We start from the raw sequence: 23,316 nt of genomic DNA on the forward strand, positions 1-23,316 counted from the left end.
CCTGAAACAAGTTCAGGGTGACGGAGCGTTCTTGTTTGCCTGGCCCGTCAGGGTTGAACCCTGACCGACTAGGGCTCCTTCCACTTCGTGCCGTAATTTTGCACCCAACTTGCGGGCCGCAGCGATAATCTGCTGCGAAATTTCAGCAAGGTCGGCATCCGTATAGCTCTTCCCGGCCGGCTGCAGTGTCACTTCGATGGCAATGGATTTCTTGCCCTCGGGCACACCCTGGCCGGCGAACACGTCAAACACGCGCGCATCGACGATGTTTTGCTTGTCGGCGCCGCGCACGGCGCGCACCAGTTCGCCTGCAGCCAATTCGGTCGGAACCAGGAAGGCGAAATCGCGCGTCACCGCCTGCAAGGCGGGCGGCGAGTAATGCGCCCGCGCGAAGCTGCCTCCACCCTTTCTTGCCGGAATCGCGTCAAGGAATATCTCGACCGCCGCAACCGGGCCATCGACGTCGAATGCCTTGCAGGTGTTCGGGTGCAGCATACCGAAGCGCGCCAGCACATTCTTGGGCCCAAGCCGCAAGGTGGCCGATTGGCCGGGGTGGAACTGATCCCCCGCCTCACCCATCACCATCAGGTTCTGGATCGGCGCACCGGCGGCTTCGAGCAGTGCCAGCGCCTCGGCCTTGGCGTCAAAGGCGTCGAACAACACTGCCCTTCCTGATGCCCAGCCGCGCGGAGTCTTTTCGCCCGCCAGCACAATGCCCAGCGTCGCACGCTCGTCGCTCGCGCCATCCTTGCCGCGGAAATAGCGCCGCCCGATTTCGAACAGGCGCAACCCATCCGCCCCGCGATCGAGATTGCGTTTGGCCGCGCTGATCAGGCCGGGCAGCAGCGAAGGCCGCATGACCTTCATATCCTCGCTGATCGGGTTTTCGAGCGCCCACAACTGCGCCCGCTCATCCTCAGCTTGGCGAAGGTCAGGGAAATGTGCCGCCTCCGCCTCGGTAATGAAGGACCAGGTGATCGCTTCATTGAGCCCGCGCGCGGCGGAAGCGCGGCGCAGTTTGCGCTCGATCGCCTGCTGCGGCGTTGCGGTCGGGCGGGCGACACCATCCGCGCGCGGCAAGGGCACGCTCTCCACCTTGTCGAGGCCGTGGATGCGCACCACTTCCTCGACCAGGTCGGCTGCGCCCTCGATGTCATGGCGGCGCAGCGGGCAGGTGACATTCCAGTCGCCGCCAACCTTGAAATCAAGACTTTCCAGAATGCGCCGCTGCTGCTCGGCTGGCACATCGACACCGCCCAGGCGCAAGGTGAGCCCCGTATCGAACGCGATCTGCTTGGGAACGCTGGGAGGCGAGCCTGCATGCACCCTCTCGCTTGGCGTGCCGCCTGCCAGATCGACGATCAGCCCGGTGAGCAGGTCAAGCCCGTCGTCGAGGAAGGCCGGATCAACCCCGCGTTCGAAGCGCGTGCGTGCATCCGATGACAGGCCCAGTTTGCGCCCGGTCACGCCGATCCGCGCGGGATCGAAATAGGCAATTTCGAGCAGCACGTCACTGGTGCTTTCGCTGACGCCCGAGTGCTCGCCGCCCATGATCCCGGCGATATCATGCACACCGGCATCATCGGCGATCACCGTCATGCTTTCATCAAGCGTGTAGGTCTTTTCGTTGAGCGCTTGGCATTGCTCGCCCTGCTTGGCGCGGCGCGCAACCACCGCGCCGGTCAGCTTGGCAAGGTCATAGGCATGCGCCGGGCGGCCATAGGCCAGCATCAAATAGTTGGTAAGGTCGACCAGCAGCGAGATCGGGCGCTGCCCGGCGCTTATCAGCCGCTGCTGCAACCAGTCGGGCGAGGTGCCGTTTGTCACGCCCTTGACCACGCGGCCATAGAAGGCCGGGCATCCATCGGGATCATCGGTGCGGATTTCTACCGGGCAGGCACCCGCAGCTTCGAAGGCGGGAATCGCAATCGGCTTGAGCGTCCCCAGGCCTGCAGCCGCAAGATCGCGCGCAATGCCATAGACGCCCATGCAGTCGGGCCGGTTGGGGGTGATTGCCACATCGATCACCGGCGATGCGCCGTGATATTCGGCGAAGCTGGTGCCGACCGGTGCATCATCGGGCAGTTCGATGATGCCGCTGTGCTCATCGCCCAGCTCAAGCTCGCGCACGCTGCACATCATGCCGTTCGATTCGACCCCGCGGATCGCGCTCTTGCGCAGCTCCATGCCATTGGCCGGCACCACTGCGCCGGGCAGGCCCAGCACGCCCTTCATGCCTGCGCGGGCGTTGGGCGCGCCGCACACCACTTGCAGCGGATCGCCTTCACCCGTGTCAACGGTGAGCACCTGCAGCTTGTCTGCATCGGGGTGCGGGGCAGCGGTGAGCACTTGAGCGACGCGGAAACCGGCGAGCCTGTCCGCCGGGTCTTCCACGCCCTCAACCTCGAGCCCGATGGCGTTGAGCGCGTCGACAATCTCCTTCACCGAGGCTTCGGTTTCGAGATGGTCCTTCAGCCATGCAAGCGAGAACTTCATGCCTTCGCTCCTACGCCGGCAGAAAGGGTGGGCTGGTCGAACGGACTGAAGCCAAAGTGCCTCAGCCAGCGCACGTCGCCATCGAAGAAGGCGCGCAGATCGTCCATCCCGTATTTGAGCATGGCCAGCCGGTCGACGCCCAGGCCCCAGGCAAAACCCTGCCATTCGTCAGGGTCGAGGCCGCCCATCTCGATCACGCGGCGGTTGACCATGCCGCTGCCGAGCAGTTCCATCCAGTCATGCCCATCGTCATCGCCTGAACCGCCGACCACGCGGCGGCCGCCTTCGTTGGCATAGCCCACATCGACTTCGACCGAAGGCTCGGTGAAGGGGAAGTAGCTCGGGCGCAGGCGCAGCACGATATCGTCGCGCTCGAAAAACGCCTTGAGGAAAGTCTCGAGCGTCCATTTGAGGTGCCCCAGGTGGATGCCGCGATCGATCACCAACCCTTCCACCTGGTGAAACATCGGCGTGTGCGTCGCGTCGCTGTCGCTGCGATAGACGCGGCCCGGCGCGATGATCCTCAGCGGCGCGCCCTGCTCCATCATGCTGCGGATCTGCACTGGCGAGGTATGAGTCCTGAGCAGCATGGCGCGCCCATGGCCATCACGGTCGGGGAAATAGAACGTGTCATGCATTGCGCGCGCGGGATGGCTTTCATCCATGTTGAGCGCTGTGAAATTGTGCCAGTCGTCCTCGATCTCAGGCCCGGTAGCGACCGCGAAACCCAGATCGGCGAAGATTTCCGCCAGCTCGTCCATCACCTGGCTCACCGGATGCACCGAGCCCAGCGGGGCCTCGGGTGCAGGCAAGGTCAGGTCCAGCTGCTCGCTGGCCAGCTGCGCCTCCAGCACGGCACTTTCGAGTGCCTGTTTCTTGGCAGCAATTGCATCGGCAACTTCGCCGCGAATAGCCTGGATCGCGGGTGCGGCTGCGCTCCGCTCATCAGGGCTCATCTGGCCAAGCGTCTTCAGCGCCAGGCTGATCCAGCCCTTCTTGCCCAGTGCCGCAAGGCGCTGTTCCTCCAGCGCATCGAGCGTTCCTGCCGCGCCAATCGCGGCCAGTGCCGCATCCTTCTGTGTGGTCAAATCGGTCATTGTGTCAGATTCACTTTCGAGCGCGCTCCGCTAGCGGCAAATGGCGCTCAAGGCAAAGTGCTTTCCGGCCGGGTGAGGTACCCATTCAGGCACCCGTCTGTGCAGGCGGTGCCCGGCGTCAGGATCGAGCTGCCAATTCCGGCCCGAATTTACAAATGGAAAGGCGCCGGAAGTTTCCCCCCAGCGCCTCCCGGAAATTCCAGCCTTCGGCCTGACTTACGCGGGCAGAGCGCCCTTGGCCTGGGCGATCACCGCCTTGAACGCGCCTTCCTCGTTCATGGCCAGATCGGCCATCGCCTTGCGGTCAAGCTCGATACCGGCAAGCTTTGCGCCGTGCATGAACTGCGAATAGGTGAGGCCTTCGGCGCGCACCGCCGCGTTGATCCGCTGGATCCACAGCGCGCGGAAATTGCGCTTCTTGATCTTGCGATCGCGATAGGCGTACTGGCCGGCCTTCTCCACCGCCTGGCGGGCGATGCGGATGGTATTCTTGCGGCGGCCGCGATAGCCCTTGGCCTGGTCGAGCAGCCGCTTGTGCTTCTGGCGCGTGGTCACGCCGCGTTTGATGCGAGGCATATCAGATTCTCCTTAAACCAGCGCGCTCAGTCGAGCCCGTAGGGGGCCCATTTCTTCACCGTCTTGGTGTCGGCTTCCGACAATACGGTGGTGCCACGGTTGGTGCGGATATACTTCGCATTATGGCTGATCAGGCGGTGGCGCTTGCCCGCGACACCATGCTTGATCTTGCCGGTTGCGGTGATCTTGAAGCGTTTCTTCACACCGCTTTTGGTCTTCAGCTTGGGCATTTTCATCTCCTAATCAAGAGACACGTCCGAACCGGCCCTGGCAGCCCTTGTCGCCAGGCAGGCAGATGAATCACGTGTCAGTGAAGGCGCGCGCAATAGCGATCTGACCGCAAAATGCAAGGAGTGTTTGACGGGAGAGAGTCCTGCAGGATGGAACACATGGAACACAGTCCAAGGGAAAGAAAGCAGCCCGTCCGCAGCGGGGCGGCCAGGCGCGCGAGAGCGAGGGTTTCGCGCGCGCGGATGGACATGCTGCTGAAGCGAGGCGGTGCGGCGGATCGCATGGTCAGAGGATAGCCGGAACGCGCAGGGTAGGAAAACAAGCCCTTCCTCCCTTGAAGGAACGGGCGCGGACAGAGCCAATCAGGCACACACCTCGCGCAGGCGGGGCAATGCGCCTGCGATCGAGCAGGGTTTGTGGCGGCTGTCGAACTCCAGTTCCAGCAGGCCGTCCCATGCGTCGCGGCAGGCGCCGGTCGATCCCGGCACGCAGAAGATGAAGGCATCGCCCGCCTGCCCGGCAAAGGCGCGCGATTGCATGGTGGCAACCCCCACGCTGGCAAGGCTCTTATGGTGGAACGCCGCCGAAAACCCGTCCATCTCGCGCCGCAGCAAGGGCCTCACCGCCTCGGGCGTATTATCGCGCGGGGAAAAGCCGGTGCCGCCGGTGGTGAGGATGATCTCGATCTCGGGCCGCGCCAGCCAGGCCTGCAATTGCGCGCGGATATCGGCGATTTCGTCGCGCACGATGGCGCGGTCATACAGCCGGTGCCCTGCGCTCTGGAGCCGTTCGGCCAGCAGCGCGCCCGAACTGTCGGTTTCGAGCGTGCGCGTGTCGGAAATGGTCAGCACCGCCATGCCAAGCGGGTGAAAGGTTAGTGTTTCGTCGATTCCCGGCATGGCCAGCCTTATCCTCCGATGGATGCTAGATGCGGCGTCGCGCCGCTGTTTCCCTCGTGTAGCCGATGCGCCGGAGCCTTTGTGCTGACAAGTGCGCAAATCCGGTTTGTCAAAGCGGATTGATCCCCTTCTTGCAATAGTGGCCGCAGATCGATCCCGCCATCCCCGAACAGGCACAGATGCAGCCTGCCATCCGATGACAGGCGCAGCCGGTTGCAGCTGGCACAGAAATCCCGCGCATAGGGCGCGATAATGCCGATGCGGCCTTTCGCCTGGCGATGCCCCAGCTCCACCGCCGGCCCGGCGCCCGGCTGGCGCGGCAGGCGCTGCCAGCCCGCAGACTCGAGCCGGTCGATCACGCCTTGCCCGGCCACATGGTGCTGATCGAAGAAGGCGGCATTGTCATTGGTGCGCATCACCTCGATGAAGCGCAGCGACAGGTCGCGCGTGGCGACGAAATCGATCATGGCATCGAGTTCATCGTCATTGATCCCGCGCATCAGCACGGCGTTGAGCTTGATACTCTCGAACCCGGCCGCCTGCGCCGCCTCCACGCCGCGCAACACTTCGCCCAAGCGGTCATGCCCGGTGATCGCGGCAAACCGCGCGGGATCGAGCGAATCCACGCTGATGTTGATTGCGCTGATACCTGCATCGCGCCACGTCTGCGCCCGCTCGGCCAGGCGATAGCCATTGGTGGTCATTGCCACGCGGCGAATTCCGGGCACGCTGGCCACAGCGCGCGCCACCTCCTCGAAATCGCGGCGCAATGTCGGCTCGCCCCCGGTGAGGCGGACCTTCCACAGGCCAAGCTGCGCAAAGGCGCCCACTGTGCGGCGGATTTCCTCCACCGTCAGTTCGGCCGGTCGATGGCACGGCTTTTTGTAGCCATGGGGAAGGCAATAGGTGCAGCGAAAGTTGCAGACTTCGGTCAGCGAGAGTCGCAGATATTCGAACCTGCGGCCGATGCCATCGCGCAGGGGAGCGGCCAGCGGCAGGACATCAAGAGCGCGCTTTTCACTCACTGGACCAGCGGCCCGTCAGCGATGGGCAGGCTCACGCCTTCGATACTGGTCTGGCTGGCGAGAATGGCGAGATATTGCGCCACTGCCTTGCGGTAGCTGGCTTCCTCCAGATAGTCGCAGATCGAGGCTTCAACGGCCTCGAATGGCAATTGCTGCCCCTCGGCCCGCCGCCCGGCGCGGATCACATGCACGCCGAAGCGGGTGCGCACCGGCTCGGAGCAGAGCTCGCCCTCGGCGAGGCCGAACAGCGCGGCTTCAAATTCGGCGACGGTCTGCCCCTTGCCGATCTGGCCGAGATTGCCGCCCTGTTCTTTTGACGGGCAGGCGGATTTGGCCTGCGCCAGTTCGGCAAAGCACGCAGGATCGGCTTGCAACGCGCGAATGGCAGTGCGGGCATCGCCCACGGCCAGGCTGTAGGCAAAGCTGTCGTCAGGGCTGGCCGAGAACAGGATATGCTCCGCCTCGACCAGCGTCTCGCTGGCGAAACGATCGCTATGTGCTTCGAAGAAACGCCGCGCCTCGGCCTCGGTGGCTTCGGGCACGCGCACTTCACGTTCCAGCAACGCATCGATCAGCGCATCATCCGCCGCGAGCGGGCGGCCCTGTGCGTCGAGCCGTTCGCCCGGTTCGATACCCAGCCGCTCGGCCTCGGCCAGCAGCAATTGCCGGATCGCGAGCGCCTCGGTCGCCTCGGTCCATGCGGTGGCGGCATCGGGCGCGGGGTGGTTCTGGGCTTCGGCGGCGATGGCGGCGCGGGGGATTTCGACCCCGCCAACCCGCACGATGCTGCGCTCGATCACTTCATCCATGGGTGAGGCTCCGGCGCGAACGGACGATCTGATAGCCGCCGCGCCACAGGTACCGGATTGGGGCCGAGAAAATATGGACCAGCCGGGTAAATGGCAGCAGCAGAAAAATCAGCATGCCCAGCACGAGATGTGCCTGATAAGGCCAATCGAGTCCGGCCACATAGCGGCCGACACTTGGTTCGAATGTAAAAATACCCTGCGCCCAGGCAGACAGCCGCAGCATCACTTCGGCATCGTGGTGCGCCAACGAAAATGGCACGGTGGCGAGCCCCAACACCAGCTGCACAAACAGAATGCCAAGGATGGCATTGTCAGCGAACGGCGAATTTCTGCGAATGCGCGCATCGAAAAAGCGCCGGTGCATCAGCAGCACCAGACCTGCAAGGCAGATCAGCCCAGCTACCGAACCGGCATAGATGGCGACCAGTTGCTTGGTTTCCGCCGAGATAAAGTGCCGATAAATGCTGTGCGGCGTCAGAAGACCAACAAAATGGCCCATGAACAGGAACAGGATGCCGATGTGGAACAGGTTTGATCCCCACATAAGCTGCTTTCGCCGGAGCAACTGGCTTGATCCGGCACGCCATGTGTAAGGCTCGCGATCATAGCGGAAAATGCTGCCGATGATCATCACCGCAAGCGCGATATAGGGCAGCGCCCCGAACAGGAATGTGTTGATCCACAGGTCGATCGGAATGGATGGCAAGGCTTCATGGCCAGCAGGAACGGCGGCAGGTGGACTCGACATGATCAGGCTCCTCGCTCAAAGCGCATGGCGGCAAGCTGGCTCGCGGCAACCGGGCAGGCGGCACCCGGATCGGGTGCGGCTTCGGCAGTGAAGCGGATTTCCTCCTCCTCCCACTGCGCATCAAGCTCTTCCAGGCTCTCCGGGTCGTCAACCGGCGGGAGCGCCTTGGCCGCTTCCTCGTCCATTTCGATGCCCGCAATTTCGCACAGCAGCGCGAACAGCGGGGCATAGTCCGACTGCTTTTCGGCCAGCCGCGCGGCGAGCGCGATCAGCACCACGCCCGGCTCAGCCAAAGTGTCGCGCGCCGCAGCATCGGGCAGCGTCGAGCAATAATCGAGGAACAGCGGCAGGTAATCGGGCAGCTCGTTACCTTGCGGCTCCAGCCCCGCATTGAGGTACCGCTGGCGCAGATCGACCATCGCCTGCCCCCGGTCGCGGCTTTCGCCGTGGACGTGTTCGAACAGATGCAGGCTGTGCGCCCGCCCCCGGTCGAACAGTTCGACATAGGCTTCCTGCGCGTCGTAAATGTCGCAGGCCTCCAGCCGGGCAAGCAGCGGTTCGAGCGCGGCAACCCCGGCTTGCGGCAAGGCCGGATCGGCGGTCAGCCGCTGGCGGATCTCGCCCGCTACCGCCTGAAGGTCGCGGGTGGGATATTGCAGCAGCAGCGAAATCAGATGGAGCGCTTTCATGACAGCACCTCCCCTGCAATGTGGGGCGTCGGGGTCTGGAGTTTCTTGCGTGCCGGTTTGGAGCCGAACAAATTGCTCTCGCTTGATCCGCCCGAACAGCCATTGCCGAAGGTGAAGCCGCAGGAGCCGCGTTCCTCGAACATGTCCTCGGCATCCTCGCGGTGGCCGGTGGGAATGACGAAGCGATCCTCGTAATCGGCCAGCGCCATCACCTTGTACATGTCCTCGATCTGCGCGCCCGTGAGCCCGACAGCCTCGGCTATGCCCTCGTTCTGCACCCCTTCTACCGTCTTCGCGCGCATGTAACCGCGCATTGCCAGCATCCGCTCAAGGCACAGCGCCACCGGTTCCTCATCGCCTGCGGTGAGCAAATTGGCGAGATACTTCAGCGGAATGCGCAAGCTGCGGACATCGGGCATGTTGTTATTGACCGAAATTTGCCCGGCGCTCGCCGCCGCATTGATCGGCGAGAGCGGCGGCACGTACCATACCATCGGCAGAGTGCGGTATTCCGGGTGGAGCGGGAAGGCGACCTTCCATTCCATCGCCATCTTCCACACCGGCGAATGCCGCGCGGCTTCAAGCCATGCTTCCGGCACGCCATCTTTCCGCGCCTGCTCAATCACTTCCGGATCATTGGGATCAAGGAAAATGTCGAGCTGCGCCTGATACAGGTCTTCGACATGCTCGACCGATGCGGCTTCCTCGATCCGGTCCGCATCATACAGCATCACGCCCAGATAGCGGATGCGCCCGACGCAGGTTTCGCTGCATACCGTCGGCTGGCCCGCCTCGATGCGCGGATAGCAGAAGATGCACTTTTCCGATTTGCCGGTTTTCCAGTTGTAATAGATCTTCTTGTAGGGGCAGCCCGATACGCACATGCGCCAGCCGCGGCACGTCTCCTGATCGATCAGGACGATGCCGTCTTCCTCGCGCTTGTAGATCGCGCCAGAGGGACAGGCGGCGACACAGGTGGGGTTGAGGCAGTGCTCGCACAGCCTGGGCAGATACATCATGAAGGTGTTTTCGAACTGGCCGTAAATCTCTTTCTGTACCCCTTCGAAGTTGTAATCCTCCGACCGCTTGGAAAACTCACCGCCCAGGATTTCCTCCCAGTTGGGGCCCCATTCGATCTTCTCCATCCGCTGCCCGGAAATCAGGCTGCGCGGGCGCGCGGTGGGGAAAGCCTTGCTTTCGCCCGCCTTTTGGAGGTGTGCGTAGTCGAAGGTGAAGGGTTCGTAGTAGTCGTCGATCTCGGGCAGATCGGGATTGGCGAAGATTTTCGCCAGCACCCGCCACTTGCCGCCCATCTTGGGCCGGATCGATCCGCCGGGGGTGCGCACCCAGCCGCCGTTCCAGCGCTTCTGGTTCTCCCAGTCCTTGGGATAGCCGATGCCGGGCTTGGTCTCGACATTGTTGAACCAGGCGTATTCCATGCCCTCGCGGCTGGTCCACACGTTCTTGCACGTGACCGAGCAGGTGTGGCAGCCGATGCACTTGTCGAGGTTCAGGACCTTGCCGATCTGCGCGCGGATTTTCATGCTGCGTTCTCCCCTTCGGCCAAGGCCCCTTCGAGCCAGTCGACCTTGCTGAGCTTGCGCACGATGACATATTCGTCGCGGTTGGAGCCGACCGTGCCGTAATAATTGAAGCCATAGCTTTGCTGGACATATCCGCCGATCATGTGCGTGGGCTTGAGGACCGCGCGCGTGACCGAGTTGTGGATGCCCCCGCGCTGGCCCGTGAGCGGCGATCCGGGCATGTTGGTGATCTTCTCCTGCGCGTGATACATGAACAGCGTGCCTTCCTTCATCCGCTGCGACACGACCACGCGGGCGACCAGCGCACCGTTGGAATTGAAGGTTTCGACCCAGTCATTATCGACCAGGCCGGCCTTGGCCGCGTCCACCTCGCTCATCCACACAATCGGCCCGCCGCGCGACAGGGTGAGCATCAGCAGATTGTCGGTATAGGTCGAGTGGATGCCCCATTTCTGGTGCGGGGTGATGAAGTTGAGGATGACATGCGGCGCATCCTTCGCCTGATCCAGCATCGGCTTGACCGCCTTGGTGTCGATCGGCGGGCGATAGACGCAGAAGCCCTCGCCAAAGGCGCGCATCCACTTGTGATCCTGATAAAGCTGCTGCCGCCCGGTCAGGGTGCGCCACGGGATCAGTTCGTGCACATTGGTGTAGCCCGCGTTGTAGCACACATGCTCGCTTTCGATCCCGGACCAGGTGGGCGATGAGATGATCTTCCTCGGCTGCGCCTGAATATCGCGGAAGCGGATCTTCTCCTCTTCCTTGGGCAGCGCCAGATGCCTGTGGTCGCGCCCCGTGTTCTGCGACAGCGCATCCCACGCCTTGACGGCCACTTCGCCATTGGTTTCGGGCGCCAGCATCAGGATCACCTCGGCGGCATCGATCGCAGTTTCGATCTGCGGCATGCCTTGGGTGGCCCCCTCCTCCAGCACCGTGCCGTTGAGCTTCCTCAGATTTTCGACTTCGTGCTGGGTGTTCCAGCTGATTCCCTTGCCGCCATTGCCAAGCTTGTCCATCAGCGGGCCGAGCGCGGTGAACCGGTGGTAAAGCCCCGGATAATCGCGCTCGACCACCGCCACATTGGCCATGGTCTTGCCAGGTATCGCCTCGATCTCGCCATGCCCCCAATCGGCCACATCGAAAGGCTGGGCGATCTCTCCGGGCGTGTCGTGCATGATCGGGGTCAACACCACATCATGCTCTACACCGAGCACTTCGGGCGCAATTTCGGAAAACTTCTTCGCGATGCCCTTGTAGATGTCCCAGTCGCTGCGCGATTCCCACACCGGATCGACTGCGGCCGACAGCGGATGAATGAAGGGATGCATGTCCGAGGTGTTGAGATCGTCCTTCTCATACCAGCTGGCGGTGGGCAGGACGATGTCGGAATAGACGCAGGTGGTCGACATGCGGAAGTCCAGCGTCACCAGCAGGTCGAGCTTGCCCTTGGGCGCCTCGTCATGCCACTTCACTTCCTTGGGCTTCTGCGCGCCGGTTTCGCCCAGATCCTTGCCCTGAACGCCGTGGGCTGTGCCGAGCAGGTGCTTGAGGAAATATTCGTGCCCCTTGCCCGATGAACCCAGCAGGTTCGAACGCCACACGAACATGTTGCGGGGCCAATTGGCCGGATCGTCCGGGTCGAAGCATGACATTTCCAATTCGCCGGATTTGAGCGCAGCGGAAACGTAATCCTTCGCCTCCATGCCACTGGCTTTCACCGCTTTGCCCACTTCGAGCGGGTTGGTCTTGAGCTGGGGCGCGCTTGGCAGCCAGCCCATCCGTTCGGCCCGCACGTTGTAATCGATCAGGCTGGCGTCCCATTCGCCATCAGGCGCGGTAGGTGAAAGGATTTCCTCCACCCCCAGCGTTTCATAGCGCCATTGATCGGTGTGGGCGTAGAAGAAGCTGGTCGAGTTCATCTGGCGCGGCGGGCGGCTCCAGTCGAGCCCGAAAGCCAGCGGCAACCAGCCGGTCTGCGGGCGCAGCTTTTCCTGCCCCACGTAATGCGCCCAGCCCCCGCCCGATTGGCCCACGCAGCCGCACATCACCAACAGGTTGATGATGCCGCGATAGTTCATGTCCATGTGATACCAGTGGTTGAGCCCCGCTCCCAGGATCACCATCGACTTGCCTCTGGTCGCTTCCGCATTGGCGGCGAATTCGCGCGCCACGGTGATGATCTGCTCGGCAGGAACTCCGGTGATCTTTTCCGCCCAGGCAGGCGTGTAAGGTTCCATATCGCCGTAATCGCGCGCCACATGCTCGCCGCCCAGACCGCGGTCGAGGCCGTAGTTGGCGCACAACAGGTCGAACACGGTGGCCACGAAAGCCTTGCCATCCTTTAGCTGCAATTGGCGCACCGCCACGCGGCGCTTCAGGACGCTGGGGTGGTCGGTGCCTTCAAAATGGTCATGCTCGCGATTGCCGAAATAGGGGAAGGCAACCTCCACCACTTCATCATGCTGGCCGTCGAGAATATTGGTCATTCTCAGGACGGTATCGGTGCCGCGCCCGTCTTTCTCTTCGAGGTTCCATTTGCCCTTTTCACCCCAGCGGAAACCGGCCGAGCCAGTGGGGGCCACCACTTCATCGGAGGCGTCGTCGATAGCGACGACCTTCCACTCCGGATTGTTGGCTTCGCCCAGACTGTCGAGGAAATCGCTGGCGCGCAGCAGGTTTTCCGGGATCAGGGCCCCGTCCTTTTCCACCAGCCGCACCAGCATCGGCATGTCGGAGTATTTGCGGCAATAATCCTCGAAATACTCTGCCTGCCGGTCAAGATGGAATTCACGCAGGATCACATGGCCCATCGCCATCGCCAGCGCTGCATCGGTGCCCTGCTTGGGATTGAGCCACAAATCGGCGAATTTGGTAGCCTCGGCATAGTCCGGGCTGACCACCGCGACCTTGGTCCCGCGATAGCGCGCCTCGGTCATGAAGTGGGCATCGGGCGTGCGGGTCTGCGGCACGTTGGAACCCCACATCATCAGAAAGCCGGAATTATACCAGTCCGCGCTTTCGGGAACGTCGGTCTGTTCGCCCCAGGTCATCGGGCTGGCGGGCGGCAGGTCGCAATACCAGTCATAAAAGCTCATGCAGGTGCCGCCGAGCAGCGACAGGTAGCGTGACCCCGCCGCATAGCTCACCATCGACATTGCCGGGATGGGGCTGAAGCCGATCACCCGGTCAGGCCCATAGGTCTTGGCAGTATAGGCATTGGCGGCGGCGATGATTTCGTTCACCTCATCCCAGGTCGAACGCACGAAGCCGCCGTGGCCGCGGATCGCGGTATAGCTCTTGCGCTTGGCCGGATCCTCGACGATCGAGGCCCACGCCGCAACCGGAGTTCGCACTGCCCGCGCCTCGCGCCACAGCTTGAGCAAGCGCGAGCGCACCATCGGGTATTTCAGCCGCTGCGCCGAATAGATGTACCAGCTGTAGCTCGCCCCGCGCGGGCAGCCGCGCGGCTCGTGATTGGGCAGATCGGGCCGGGTGCGCGGATAGTCGGTCTGCTGCGTTTCCCAGGTGATGATCCCGCCCTTGACGTAGATTTTCCAGCTGCACGATCCAGTGCAATTGACCCCGTGGGTGGAGCGCACGATCTTGTCATGCTGCCAGCGCTGGCGATAGCTATCCTCCCAGCCGCGATTTTCATTGGTGGTGACACCGTGACCTTCGGAAAAGGCGACTTTCTTCTGGTTGAAGAACGTCAGGCGGTCGAGAAGGTGGCTCATGCAGCGGCTCCTTTCATGATTGGGGGAACGGCGGCCGGGGCAGGCGGACGCCCGCGCTCAACCTCGTGCAGCAAGCCGCCGCGGCGGGTATAAACCCACCAGGTGAGCGCCGCGCAGCTGGCGTAGAAGATCAGGAAGCCCCACAGCGCCGGCATTGGCGATCCGGTGGCGGCGATCGCGCTGCCGAAGCTCTTGGGAATGAAGAAGGCGCCATAGGCTGCAATGGCCGAGGTAAAGCCGACGATTGCCGCCGATTCCTTATCCGCTTGCCGCCTCTGGGCCTCGGCTCCAACTTCGGGCATCAGCCGGGGCACTTCCTGGCGCATGATCGCGGGGATCATCTGGAAGGTGGAGGCATTGCCCACCCCGGTCATGAAGAACATGAAGATGAACATCCCCAGGAAGCCCCACCAGTTGCCCGCCTGAAGGAACCAGATCACGCCGAGCACACCCAGCATCATGCCCACGAACACCCAGAAGGTTACGCGTCCACCGCCCCAGCGATCGGACACCCAGCCGGTCGCCGCGCGACTGAGCGCGCCCACCAGCGGGCCGAGGAACACGAACTTGAGCACGTCGATATCGGGGAACTGGTTCTTGGCCAGCAACGGCAATCCGGCAGAAAAGCCGATGAAGCTGCCGAAAGTGCCGGTGTAGAGCCAGCACATCAGCCAGTTGTGCTTGCGCTGGAAAATCACCGACTGTTCGGCAAAGCTGGCCCTGGCATCGGCAATGTCATGCATACCGAACCACGCAAGCAACGTGCTGGCGATGATGAACGGCACCCAGATGAAGCCCGCATTCTGGAGCCACATCTGCCCGCCCTCGGCGGTTTGCTGCGGGGCGCCGCCCAGGGCGCCGAACACGCCCGCCACAATCACCAGCGGCACCGCGAACTGCATCACCGACACGCCAAGATTGCCCAGCCCGGCGTTGAGCGCCAGCGCATTGCCCTTCTGCGCCTTGGGGAAGAAGAAGCTGATGTTCGACATCGACGAGGCAAAATTGCCCCCGCCAAAGCCGCACAGCAGCGCCAGCACCAGGAAAATGACATAGGGCGTGCCAGGGTTCTGCACCGCGTAGCCGATCCCGAATGCGGGGATCAGCAACGAAGCCGTGCTGAGCGTGGTCCACAGCCGCCCGCCGAAGATCGGCACCATGAAGCTGTAGAAGATCCGCAAGGTCGCACCCGACAGGCCCGGCAGCGCCGCCAACCAGAACAGCTGGTCGGTTGTGTAGTCGAAGCCGATCGAAGGCAGCTTGGCCACCACCATTGACCATACCATCCACACCGCAAAGGCAAGCAGCAGCGCGGGGATCGAGATATAGAGATTGCGGCGCGCGATCCGTTCACCCGTCTGCTCCCAAAAGCCCGGGTCTTCCGGCTTCCATTCGGTCAGCACCTTGCTCGGCTGCGCGGCCGCATGGCGTGTCTCGTCATGCAACCCGGCCATCTCGGGAAACTGCGGCAGGCTGCGGACATCGATACCGCTGGCTTTCTGCTCCATCTGCCGGATCGCCAGATGCATCCACGTCAGCGCGATCGCCACCAGGGCGAACAGCACCATGAAACAACTGGTCCAGATGCCGGTAAGATCGCTGACCGCCCCAAATACGATCGGCAGGACGAAACCACCAAGGCCGCCGACCAGGCCGACCAACCCGCCGACCGCGCCAACATGGTTCGGGTAATAGACCGGAATGTGCTTGTAGACCGCCGCCTTGCCCAGCGACATGAAGAAGCCCAGCACGAACACCGTGATCACGAAGGGCACCAGGCTCATCGAGGTAGAGAAGGCGATCGGCCCCCGGATCCCGTGGATCACATAGTCGGTCGCCGGATAGCTGAGCATGAACAGCAGAACCAGCGAAACACCAAAGGTCGCATACATGATCTTTCGTGCGCCGTATTTGTCCGACAGCACCCCGCCATAGGCACGGAAAACGCTGGCCGAGAGCGAGAAGCTCGCCGCCAGCATCCCGGCCGTTTTGACATCGGCCCCGTACAGATCGACGATATAGTGCGGCAGCCATAGCGCCAGCGCCACGAAGGCACCGAAGACAAAGAAATAATAGAGCGAAAAGCGCCACACCTGCTCGTTCTTGAGCGGCTCCAGCTGCTGCTTGAGGGTCATGGGGCTGGCACCGCTGGTCCTGCGCGCGACCAGATCTGGATCATCCTTGGCAAAGAGGAAAAACAGCACCGCGGTGATCGCCAATGCGCCTGCCCATAGCTGCGCCACCATGGTCCAGCCGAACGCCACCATAACCCACGGCGCAACGAACTTGGTCAGCGCAGCACCGACATTGCCCATGCCGAAGAAACCGAGTGCCGAGCCCTGCCTCTCCTGCGGATACCATTTCGAGACATAGGCCACGCCAACCGCGAAACCGCCGCCCGCCAGGCCCAGGCCCAGTGCCGCCAGCAGCATCATCAGATAGCTGTCAGTATAGGACAGCAGGAATGTCGAAACCGCCGAAGCGATCATGGTGAGCGCAAAGACGATCCGACCGCCATATTGATCAGTCCACACTCCCAGCAGGAGGCGCGTGAGCGACCCGGTGAGGATCGGTGTGCCCACCAGCAGGCCGAACTGCGTGTCGGAAAGGCCCAGCTCTGCCTTGATCTCGATCCCGATGATCGCGAAGATCGTCCAGACCGCAAAGCAGATCGTGAAGGCAAAGGTGCTGAGACCCAAGGCCCGGTTCTGTTCGGCACTGGTCACATGGTCTCTTGGCGGCATATGCGGCTCCCGGTGAAAGCTCGGTTGACCAGTTCACGATGCAGTGTTGCATCCCGCAATTTCTTGACCAAGATCAAATCGAACCCTGGAAGCCGCGTAAAATCGGCGCGGCCTGATGCAGCACGCGACGCGACCCGATACAGGTCAAGGGTATGGTTGATATGAATCAATCAAGCGGCTACCATCCCTCGCCAGGCAGCAGGGGTGACAAGGTTCATGAGAAGCGGCGAAAAGCCAGAGATCGCCCGGCTACCTCTGTTCCGCGACATGGATGACACCTTGCGTGAACGGGTCTTTTCGGGCTCGTTCCTGCAGGTGTTTCCACCTCAATTGGTCCTGTTCGAACTTGGGCAGCGCGCCGATTTCCTGCACGTTCTAGTCGACGGCCTGGTTGAGCTTTCCGTCAACAGCGGCGGGCGCGACACCACCATGCGGATCGTCGAGCCGGTCACCAGTTTTATCCTGGCAGCAGTGGTCAACGACCTGCCCTATCTCATGACCGCACGCACGCTCGAACCCTCGCGCGTCCTGCTTGTCCCTGCGGCATTGATCCGGGAGGTTATCCGGCAGGACGCGGCATTGATGCAGGCCACCATGCACGAATTGGCCCTTGCCTATCGCGATCTGGTACGCGCGTTGGCGGACATGAAAATGCGCCAGTCAGCTGAACGGCTGGGCAACTACTTGCTGCAACAGGAAAGCCAGCAGACGGCAGCGGGAACCATCCATTTGAAAGGAGAAAAGCGTCTGCTCGCATCCTTGCTGGGCATGACGCCCGAAAATCTCTCCCGCGCATTTTCGACACTGGCCAGCCACGGCGTGAGGGTCAACGGCGGCAAGATCACGATTATAGATCGCGATGCGCTGTGCGAATTTTCACGACCTGACCCGATTCCGGTCTGATCCTGGCTTGGGGGCAGGACCGATCAAATGCATGACCAGTTGCCGCAGCGGCCAGGCTTGCTTGATTCATGTTTTCTAAAACAGCGGTAAATGGCGTTTACAATTGATCTTGGTCAAAGCATCTCTTTGCGTCTATCTCCATTCACAACGCCATGCTGATCGATCTGTTTACCCTCGCCCGTGTTGTTCACGTCACCGCCCTGGTGGGGTGGATCGGCGGCGTCTGGTTCGTCACCTTTGTCGTGATGCCGGCCATCGTGCGCAGCGAAGCGCCCGACCGTCGGCTTGAAGCATTCCACCGGATCGAGGCCGGGTTCGCGCCGCAGGCCAGGTTTTGGGTATTGCTGGCCGGAGCTTCCGGATTCTGGATGACCTGGCAGGCAGATTTATGGGGCCGCTTTGCCCAAATGGACATGTGGTGGATGCACGCCATGCTTGGCCTGTGGCTGGTTTTCTTCATGATGCTGTTCGTTGCCGAGCCGCTGGTTCTGCACCGGCGGATGGCGCGCTCGCCTTCGCCTGCGCGCGATTTCCAGCGCATGGTGTTGCTGCACCGGCTGTTGTCCGCGCTCGCACTTGTCACCGTTCTGGGCGCAATGGCGGGCGCCCATGGATTGATCTGATCAGGGCCAAGACGATTCACCCATGACCATTCTTCTCGCCTCTCCGCATCGCATGCCCTTTCTCGCTGGAACCGTTGGCCTTTGCGGGCTGGCCTTGTGGTGGCTGGTGCAGCTGTATGCGCTCCATGGCGGCGGGCCGGTACCGCCGCAAACCCAGCTTCCGCCTGCCCTGCTGCATGGTCCGGCAATGATCTATGCGGGTTTTGCGCCCTTCATTTTTGGCTTTTTATTGACCGTGTTCCCGCGCTGGATGGGGCAGGGCGATCTGCCCCCCAAGCAGTTCGGCCCTGTGGGAATAGCACTGCTCGCCGGGGTTCTCACTACGCTGGCGGGCCTTTGGAGCGGCCTCGATTGGCTCGCTTTGGCGGGCTTTTGCCTGCTCGCTGCGGGATGGGCTGTAGCCATAGTGGTGCTTGCCAGCGTGCTGCGCCGCAATGCCTTGGCGGCGCGCCCGCGCTGCTGGCATGCATGGTCCGCACTCGGCGCGCTTTGCTTCGGGATCGCAGGGATTGCGGCGGCGACCGGTTTTCTTGCTTCGGGCGATCCGGCATTGCTTGCCCTTGCCAATCGCATTGGCATCGGCGGCCTGCTGCTGCCGATTTTCCTGACTGTTGCCCACCGGATGGTGCCCTTTTTCGCAGGCAATGTGATCGCCGACTATGTGCGCTGGCGGCCAGACTGGCTGCTGGCTGCACTCTGGGGCCTGTTGCTCACTCGGCTTGCGGGAGAACTGCTGCCTTTTGCAGCATTGGCGGCGGCGGCCAATGCCGGGCTCGCGGCGGTAACAGGGCTGATGTGCTGGAAATGGTGGCCCAGATCCAGGCCACCAGGCCTTCTGCTGGTGCTGGTGTGGGGCTTCGCATGGGCTCCGCTGGGGTTCGCCTTTGCCGCCATGGACGGCTCGCTCGGCCTGTATGGGCGCGGTGCTGACCACGCATTGATGATCGGCTTTGCCGCAAGCCTGCTGGTCGCCATGGTCACGCGGGTCACACAGGGGCATTCCGGGCGGCCGCTTGAAATGCCTGCTGTTGCCTGGATTGCGTTCGGCGCCTTTCAGGCGGCGGCGGCAAGCCGTATCGTCGCGGGCATCAAAGTCGAAAGCGGTATCTGGCTGATCGTGGCCATTTTCCTGTTCACCCTGGGCCTGCTCCCCTGGGCATTGCGCAATGGCGCAATCTACCTTTCACCCCGGCGCGACGGAAAGGACGGGTGACAGGGGATCAGCCCTACCCCATTGCCTCAAGCAAATCTTCCAGCCGCGCCGGATCGCCCAGCGCGATCACGCGCCCGTCCGACCCTGCATCGAGCGGGTTGCCCTGCCAGTCGCTCATCAGCCCGCCGGCACCCTCGACCACCGGCACCAGCGCGGCATAGTCATAGAGCTTGAGCCCGGCCTCGACCACCAAATCGACATGGCCCGAGGCGACCAGCGCATAATTGTAGCAATCGCCGCCATAGATGATCTTGCGCTCTGCCACCGATTTGGCGACCCCCATGAAGGCATCGACATCGCTGCCGGAAAACTGGTGCGGGGTGGTGGTGGCCAGCACCGCATCGGCAATGTCCTTGCACGGCGCGCTGCGCACCGGCCTGCCGTTGAGCGTGGTCCCTTCGCCGAGCACCCCGATCCAGCGTTCCTTCAGGATCGGCTGATCGATCACGCCCAGCACCGGCCAGCCATCCTGCATCAGCGCGATCAGCGTGCCGAAGATCGGACGCCCGGCGATGAAGCTGGTGGTGCCGTCAATCGGATCGAGCACCCATTGCCGCCCGGCGCCCTCGTTGCGCAGCCCGTATTCCTCACCGATGATTCCGTCATCGGGAAAGGTGCGCTCGATAATCGCGCGCATGGCTGCCTCTGCCGACCGGTCAGCCTCGGTCACGAAGGTCGCATCATCCTTGCACTCGTGCGACCAGTCACCGCGGAACAGCGGGCGAATGGCATTTCCGGCCGCTTCGGCCAGCCGCTGCGCGCACTCGATATCCGCTGCATTCATCGCTTTGCCTCGCTTCGCAATATGTCAACCAAGTCGCAGTCGCACAAAGCCCCTTCGTGAAAGGGCCAGCGGTGCCTGTTACCGGATTGGCGCGCGAAGACAATCGGCTTGAGGCGAGGACGAGGTCGCCTCGCCGTTCGCACACACCGCCGCAGGCAAGCGGCAACCACTTGATCGCGCGAATTTACAGCGTCTCCTCCCGACCGGCGCGTGTCTCGGCAATGTTTCCCGGAACAATTCGACCGATCGCGACTTTTGTTGTATCATTCCGGGAATTTTTGGGGGTCGCGCTCAGTGGAATATGAAAACGATGGCGAGCGCTGGCGTCAGACATCGGAGCCATTATCGGGCGTATCGCGCGGCGGCATGCCCCTGTCGATCAACCGTGCACCGGCCGATGACCTGCGGCCATGGGTCGGCAGGCTGGTAGCGGCCAAGATCGAGGCCGACCCGTCCTCGGTCATCCACTGCGGCATGTGCAACGATCTCACCTTCGCGCGGATCGTGCTGCGCGGCGACTGGACCGCGACCGATCGCGAAGGAACAAGCAGTTATCGCGACGAGGTGCTGCTGTTCGGGCCCCAATCTGGTTTTATGCCGCTCAGCTGTACGGGCTCTGTCATCGCTGTGGGAGTGGGGCTGCGGCCGGGTGCGCTCGGGCGGCTGACGGACCGAAACACCGAAAGCTTGATTGACCGGGTCGAGCGGAGCGATCCGCTGGGCCTGGTCGAACACGACCTGTTCAGCGAGTATCCGCCCGGTGCCGAGCCCGAACAATGGCTGGCCCAGCTCGAAACTGCCTTGCGACGGCGCATCGCCGCGCTCGATCCCGAACCGCCCAATCCGCTGACAAGCGCATTCGAACTGGCCGGATTTGCCGACCCCAACCTTTCGCTCGCAGGGTTTGCCAAGGCACATAACGTCAGCCTGCGCCAGCTGGAGCGGATTGTGAAACGCGATTTCGGGCTTACCCCCAAACAGGTGCTGCGCCGAGCCCGCGCGCTCGACTTCGCGGCACGGCTTTGCGGCGTAGCCGACGAAGCGGAGGCCGAGCAGCTGATGCTGCGCTATTTCGACCAGTCGCACCTGATCCGCGAGTTTGCGGCCTTCTTTGGCACCACGCCGAGCAATTTCTGCGCTGCGCCGCGCCCGCTGATGACGCTCAATGTCGAAATCCGCCAGGCCCGCCGGCTGGAGGAATTGCACCGGCTAGGTCCCGGGCAAACGCGCCCCTGGCTCAGCAGCGGCACGGACTAGTCGAACAGGCTGGAGACGCTGCTTTCATCGGCGATCCGGCGAACGGCCTCGCCGATCAGCGGGGCGATGGTGAGCACCCGGATCCGCTCTGATTTCTCGGTCGCCTCGGTTGGGCGGATGGTGTCGGTGATGACCAGTTCCTTGAGCGCCGAACCGTCGACCCGCGCCACCGCGCCGCCCGACAGCACACCGTGGGTGATATAGGCCGCGACGCTTGTCGCCCCCTGATCGAGCAGCGCCTGCGCCGCATTGCATAGCGTGCCGCCCGAATCGACGATGTCATCGATCAGGATGCAGTGCCGCCCCTTTACATCGCCGATGATGTTCATCACTTCGCTTTCGCCCGGCCGGTCACGCCGCTTGTCGACAATCGCCAGCGGAGCATTGTCGAGCCGCTTGGCCAGCGCACGGGCGCGCACCACGCCGCCGACATCGGGGCTGACCACCATCAGATCCTGGTCGCCATAACGCGCCTGGATATCGGCCGCCATCACCGGTGCGGCATAGAGATTGTCAGTCGGGATATCGAAGAAGCCCTGGATCTGGCCGGCATGGAGATCCACCGCCAGCACGCGGTCAGCCCCGGCGCGGGTGATGAGGTCCGCCACCAACTTGGCCGAGATCGGCGTGCGCGGGCCGGGCTTGCGGTCCTGCCTGGCATAGCCGAAATAGGGCACAACCGCAGTGATCCGCTTGGCCGAGGCGCGCTTGAGCGCATCGATGCAGATCAGCAATTCCATCAGATTGTCATTCGCTGGGAAGCTGGTCGGCTGGATCACGAACACGTCTTCGCCGCGCACATTCTCGTGGATTTCGACGAAGATTTCCTCATCCGCGAAACGCCGCACGCTGGCATCGGTGAGCGGAATTTCGAGATAGGCGGCAACCGCGCGTGCTAGCGGAAGGTTCGAATTGCCGGACATGATCTTCATGAGTGCGAATCCCCGGGTGCAGCTGATGCCCCCCGCCTAGACGAGAGTCATGCAATTGCAACAGAGGAGGGGGTGTTCTCAACTGGCAAGACGACCCTTCCGCAGCCCGTGCGCTATGGCACCCGACACGGCGTCGTTCGCGAAAAGGTACCAATTGTCCAGACTTGGGTTGGCGTTGGGTTTGCACTACCATTTCCACATGCGCGCAGATGATCGGATCCTAGACGAAAGAACAATGGCGGCGCTGGGTCGCCTGACAGAGCGAGAGAAAGACTGCTTGCGGCGATGGATGCGGCACCAGACGGCGAAAGAGATGGCGCTCGAGCTGGGGGTAACACCACACGCGGTGGAGAAACGCCTGAAGATGGCACGCGCCAAGCTCGGAGCCTCCAACTCGCTCGATGCGGCTCGGCTACTGGCCATCCAGGAACGGTACGACTGGACCGGACCCCATCTGCCGGACCTAGGCAGGCCCGATACGAAAATTAAACAACGGCCCACCACAACCATTGTCTTGGGAATCATTGCTATGGGCTTCCTCGCCGTCACATCTATCGCAATTCTGGTAACCTCCGCAGCGCCGGGGACGAACGCCCTGATGAGTCCCAAACCGGGCGAAGTCGTCCTGGTTGCCCCGCAACCATTCGAGACACTCGATGCGGATCAATCGGGATTTCTGGAGGGCAAAGAGACGCCCGTTCTCGTAAAGTTCGGCGGTAACGTTGTCTATGAAAGCAAGTCAGCGAACGAAACCGAAATCAGCGGCGAATATGTGGAGTTGTCTGCGGACAATTACCGTGATCAATTCTATTCTGAGGCAGACACCGACGGCGACGGTAAGGTGTCCCGGGACGAATACCGTATCTGGTCAATTCCCAAGCCCGCCGGGGGCCAACTGGCAACGGATCATTAGCCGCGATACGGAGCGAACCGGTCTCCAGTCTTGATCCAGCGCCATATCCTGTTTGGGATGAGCATGACCGGCGAACCAGGCTAAGTTGGCCGGCCCGGC

The 23,316-nt window shown here is 62.6% G+C and carries 19 protein-coding genes; 5 read left to right on the plus strand and 14 right to left on the minus strand.

Annotation, left to right across the window (positions count from 1 at the left end):
• Positions 1–12 precede the first annotated feature (12 nt).
• The 12 genes from pheT to ACX2DJ_RS01855 all read right to left on the minus strand — a co-directional run bounded on the left by pheT (position 13) and on the right by ACX2DJ_RS01855 (position 16,592).
• On the minus strand, positions 13–2,496 hold the full coding sequence (pheT, locus tag ACX2DJ_RS01800; RefSeq protein ID WP_462570655.1) for a phenylalanine--tRNA ligase subunit beta: 2,484 nt from the start codon (positions 2,494–2,496) through the stop codon (positions 13–15).
• Positions 2,493–3,593: a phenylalanine--tRNA ligase subunit alpha gene (gene pheS / locus ACX2DJ_RS01805; protein WP_462570656.1), complete on the minus strand. Its 1,101-nt coding sequence runs from the start codon at positions 3,591–3,593 to the stop codon at positions 2,493–2,495. The genes pheT and pheS overlap by 4 nt, the downstream gene beginning before the upstream one ends.
• A 216-nt stretch (positions 3,594–3,809) precedes the next feature.
• Positions 3,810–4,169: a 50S ribosomal protein L20 gene (gene rplT, locus ACX2DJ_RS01810; RefSeq protein ID WP_462570658.1), complete on the minus strand. Its 360-nt coding sequence runs from the start codon at positions 4,167–4,169 to the stop codon at positions 3,810–3,812.
• A 26-nt stretch (positions 4,170–4,195) separates the two neighbouring features.
• Positions 4,196–4,399: a 50S ribosomal protein L35 gene (gene rpmI / locus ACX2DJ_RS01815; protein WP_165195972.1), complete on the minus strand. Its 204-nt coding sequence runs from the start codon at positions 4,397–4,399 to the stop codon at positions 4,196–4,198.
• Positions 4,400–4,762: 363 nt separating this feature from the next.
• Positions 4,763–5,299 (minus strand): molybdopterin-binding protein, encoded by a 537-nt coding sequence (locus ACX2DJ_RS01820; RefSeq protein WP_462570660.1) that lies wholly within the window; start codon positions 5,297–5,299, stop codon positions 4,763–4,765.
• A gap of 8 nt (positions 5,300–5,307) precedes the next feature.
• Positions 5,308–6,324, minus strand: a complete 1,017-nt coding sequence (gene moaA, locus ACX2DJ_RS01825) for a GTP 3',8-cyclase MoaA (protein ID WP_462570662.1) — start codon at positions 6,322–6,324, stop codon at positions 5,308–5,310.
• Positions 6,321–7,133, minus strand: a complete 813-nt coding sequence (locus ACX2DJ_RS01830; RefSeq protein ID WP_462570663.1) for a peptidylprolyl isomerase — start codon at positions 7,131–7,133, stop codon at positions 6,321–6,323. The genes moaA and ACX2DJ_RS01830 overlap by 4 nt, the downstream gene beginning before the upstream one ends.
• A complete protein-coding gene (gene narI / locus ACX2DJ_RS01835) occupies positions 7,126–7,881 on the minus strand; it encodes a respiratory nitrate reductase subunit gamma (RefSeq protein WP_462570665.1) in 756 nt (251 codons plus the stop codon). Before narI ends, ACX2DJ_RS01830 begins: the two co-directional genes overlap by 8 nt.
• Positions 7,882–7,883: 2 nt before the next feature.
• Positions 7,884–8,570, minus strand: coding sequence for a nitrate reductase molybdenum cofactor assembly chaperone (narJ, locus tag ACX2DJ_RS01840; protein WP_462570666.1), 687 nt, complete (start codon positions 8,568–8,570; stop codon positions 7,884–7,886).
• Positions 8,567–10,114, minus strand: coding sequence for a nitrate reductase subunit beta (gene narH, locus ACX2DJ_RS01845; RefSeq protein ID WP_462570668.1), 1,548 nt, complete (start codon positions 10,112–10,114; stop codon positions 8,567–8,569). Before narH ends, narJ begins: the two co-directional genes overlap by 4 nt.
• On the minus strand, positions 10,111–13,848 hold the full coding sequence (locus ACX2DJ_RS01850; protein ID WP_462570669.1) for a nitrate reductase subunit alpha: 3,738 nt from the start codon (positions 13,846–13,848) through the stop codon (positions 10,111–10,113). The genes narH and ACX2DJ_RS01850 overlap by 4 nt, the downstream gene beginning before the upstream one ends.
• Positions 13,845–16,592 carry a nitrate/nitrite transporter gene (locus ACX2DJ_RS01855; RefSeq protein ID WP_462570671.1) on the minus strand — a complete coding sequence of 916 codons (2,748 nt, stop codon included), beginning with the start codon at positions 16,590–16,592 and terminating at the stop codon, positions 13,845–13,847. The genes ACX2DJ_RS01850 and ACX2DJ_RS01855 overlap by 4 nt, the downstream gene beginning before the upstream one ends.
• Before the next feature lie 216 nt (positions 16,593–16,808).
• Here ACX2DJ_RS01855 and ACX2DJ_RS01860 point away from each other — a divergent pair, with 216 nt between their 5' ends.
• The 3 genes from ACX2DJ_RS01860 (at position 16,809) to ACX2DJ_RS01870 (ending at position 19,331) form a co-directional block, all read left to right on the plus strand.
• Complete coding sequence (locus ACX2DJ_RS01860; protein WP_462570672.1) at positions 16,809–17,495, plus strand: helix-turn-helix domain-containing protein; 687 nt, start codon at positions 16,809–16,811, stop codon at positions 17,493–17,495.
• 158 nt (positions 17,496–17,653) lie between these two features.
• Positions 17,654–18,118, plus strand: coding sequence for a hypothetical protein (locus ACX2DJ_RS01865; RefSeq protein WP_462572523.1), 465 nt, complete (start codon positions 17,654–17,656; stop codon positions 18,116–18,118).
• Positions 18,119–18,140: 22 nt separating this feature from the next.
• Positions 18,141–19,331, plus strand: a complete 1,191-nt coding sequence (locus tag ACX2DJ_RS01870) for an NnrS family protein (RefSeq protein WP_462570673.1) — start codon at positions 18,141–18,143, stop codon at positions 19,329–19,331.
• A 13-nt stretch (positions 19,332–19,344) separates the two neighbouring features.
• Here the strand turns inward: ACX2DJ_RS01870 and hisN are convergent, their stop codons facing one another.
• On the minus strand, positions 19,345–20,115 hold the full coding sequence (hisN, locus tag ACX2DJ_RS01875) for a histidinol-phosphatase (protein ID WP_462570675.1): 771 nt from the start codon (positions 20,113–20,115) through the stop codon (positions 19,345–19,347).
• A 294-nt stretch (positions 20,116–20,409) separates the two neighbouring features.
• On the opposite strand from hisN, the gene ACX2DJ_RS01880 reads away from it, so the two are divergent.
• On the plus strand, positions 20,410–21,372 hold the full coding sequence (locus tag ACX2DJ_RS01880) for a helix-turn-helix domain-containing protein (protein WP_462570678.1): 963 nt from the start codon (positions 20,410–20,412) through the stop codon (positions 21,370–21,372).
• Here ACX2DJ_RS01880 and ACX2DJ_RS01885 read toward each other — a convergent pair.
• Entirely contained in the window at positions 21,369–22,304 is a 936-nt protein-coding gene (locus ACX2DJ_RS01885) for a ribose-phosphate pyrophosphokinase (protein WP_462570679.1), read from the minus strand. The two genes, ACX2DJ_RS01880 and ACX2DJ_RS01885, sit on opposite strands and share 4 nt — an antisense overlap.
• A 235-nt stretch (positions 22,305–22,539) precedes the next feature.
• Here ACX2DJ_RS01885 and ACX2DJ_RS01890 point away from each other — a divergent pair, with 235 nt between their 5' ends.
• Entirely contained in the window at positions 22,540–23,217 is a 678-nt protein-coding gene (locus ACX2DJ_RS01890; RefSeq protein ID WP_462570680.1) for an EF-hand domain-containing protein, read from the plus strand.
• The last annotated feature ends 99 nt before the right edge of the window (positions 23,218–23,316 follow it).

It is taken from the genome of Altererythrobacter chaiwopuensis (assembly GCF_054957755.1).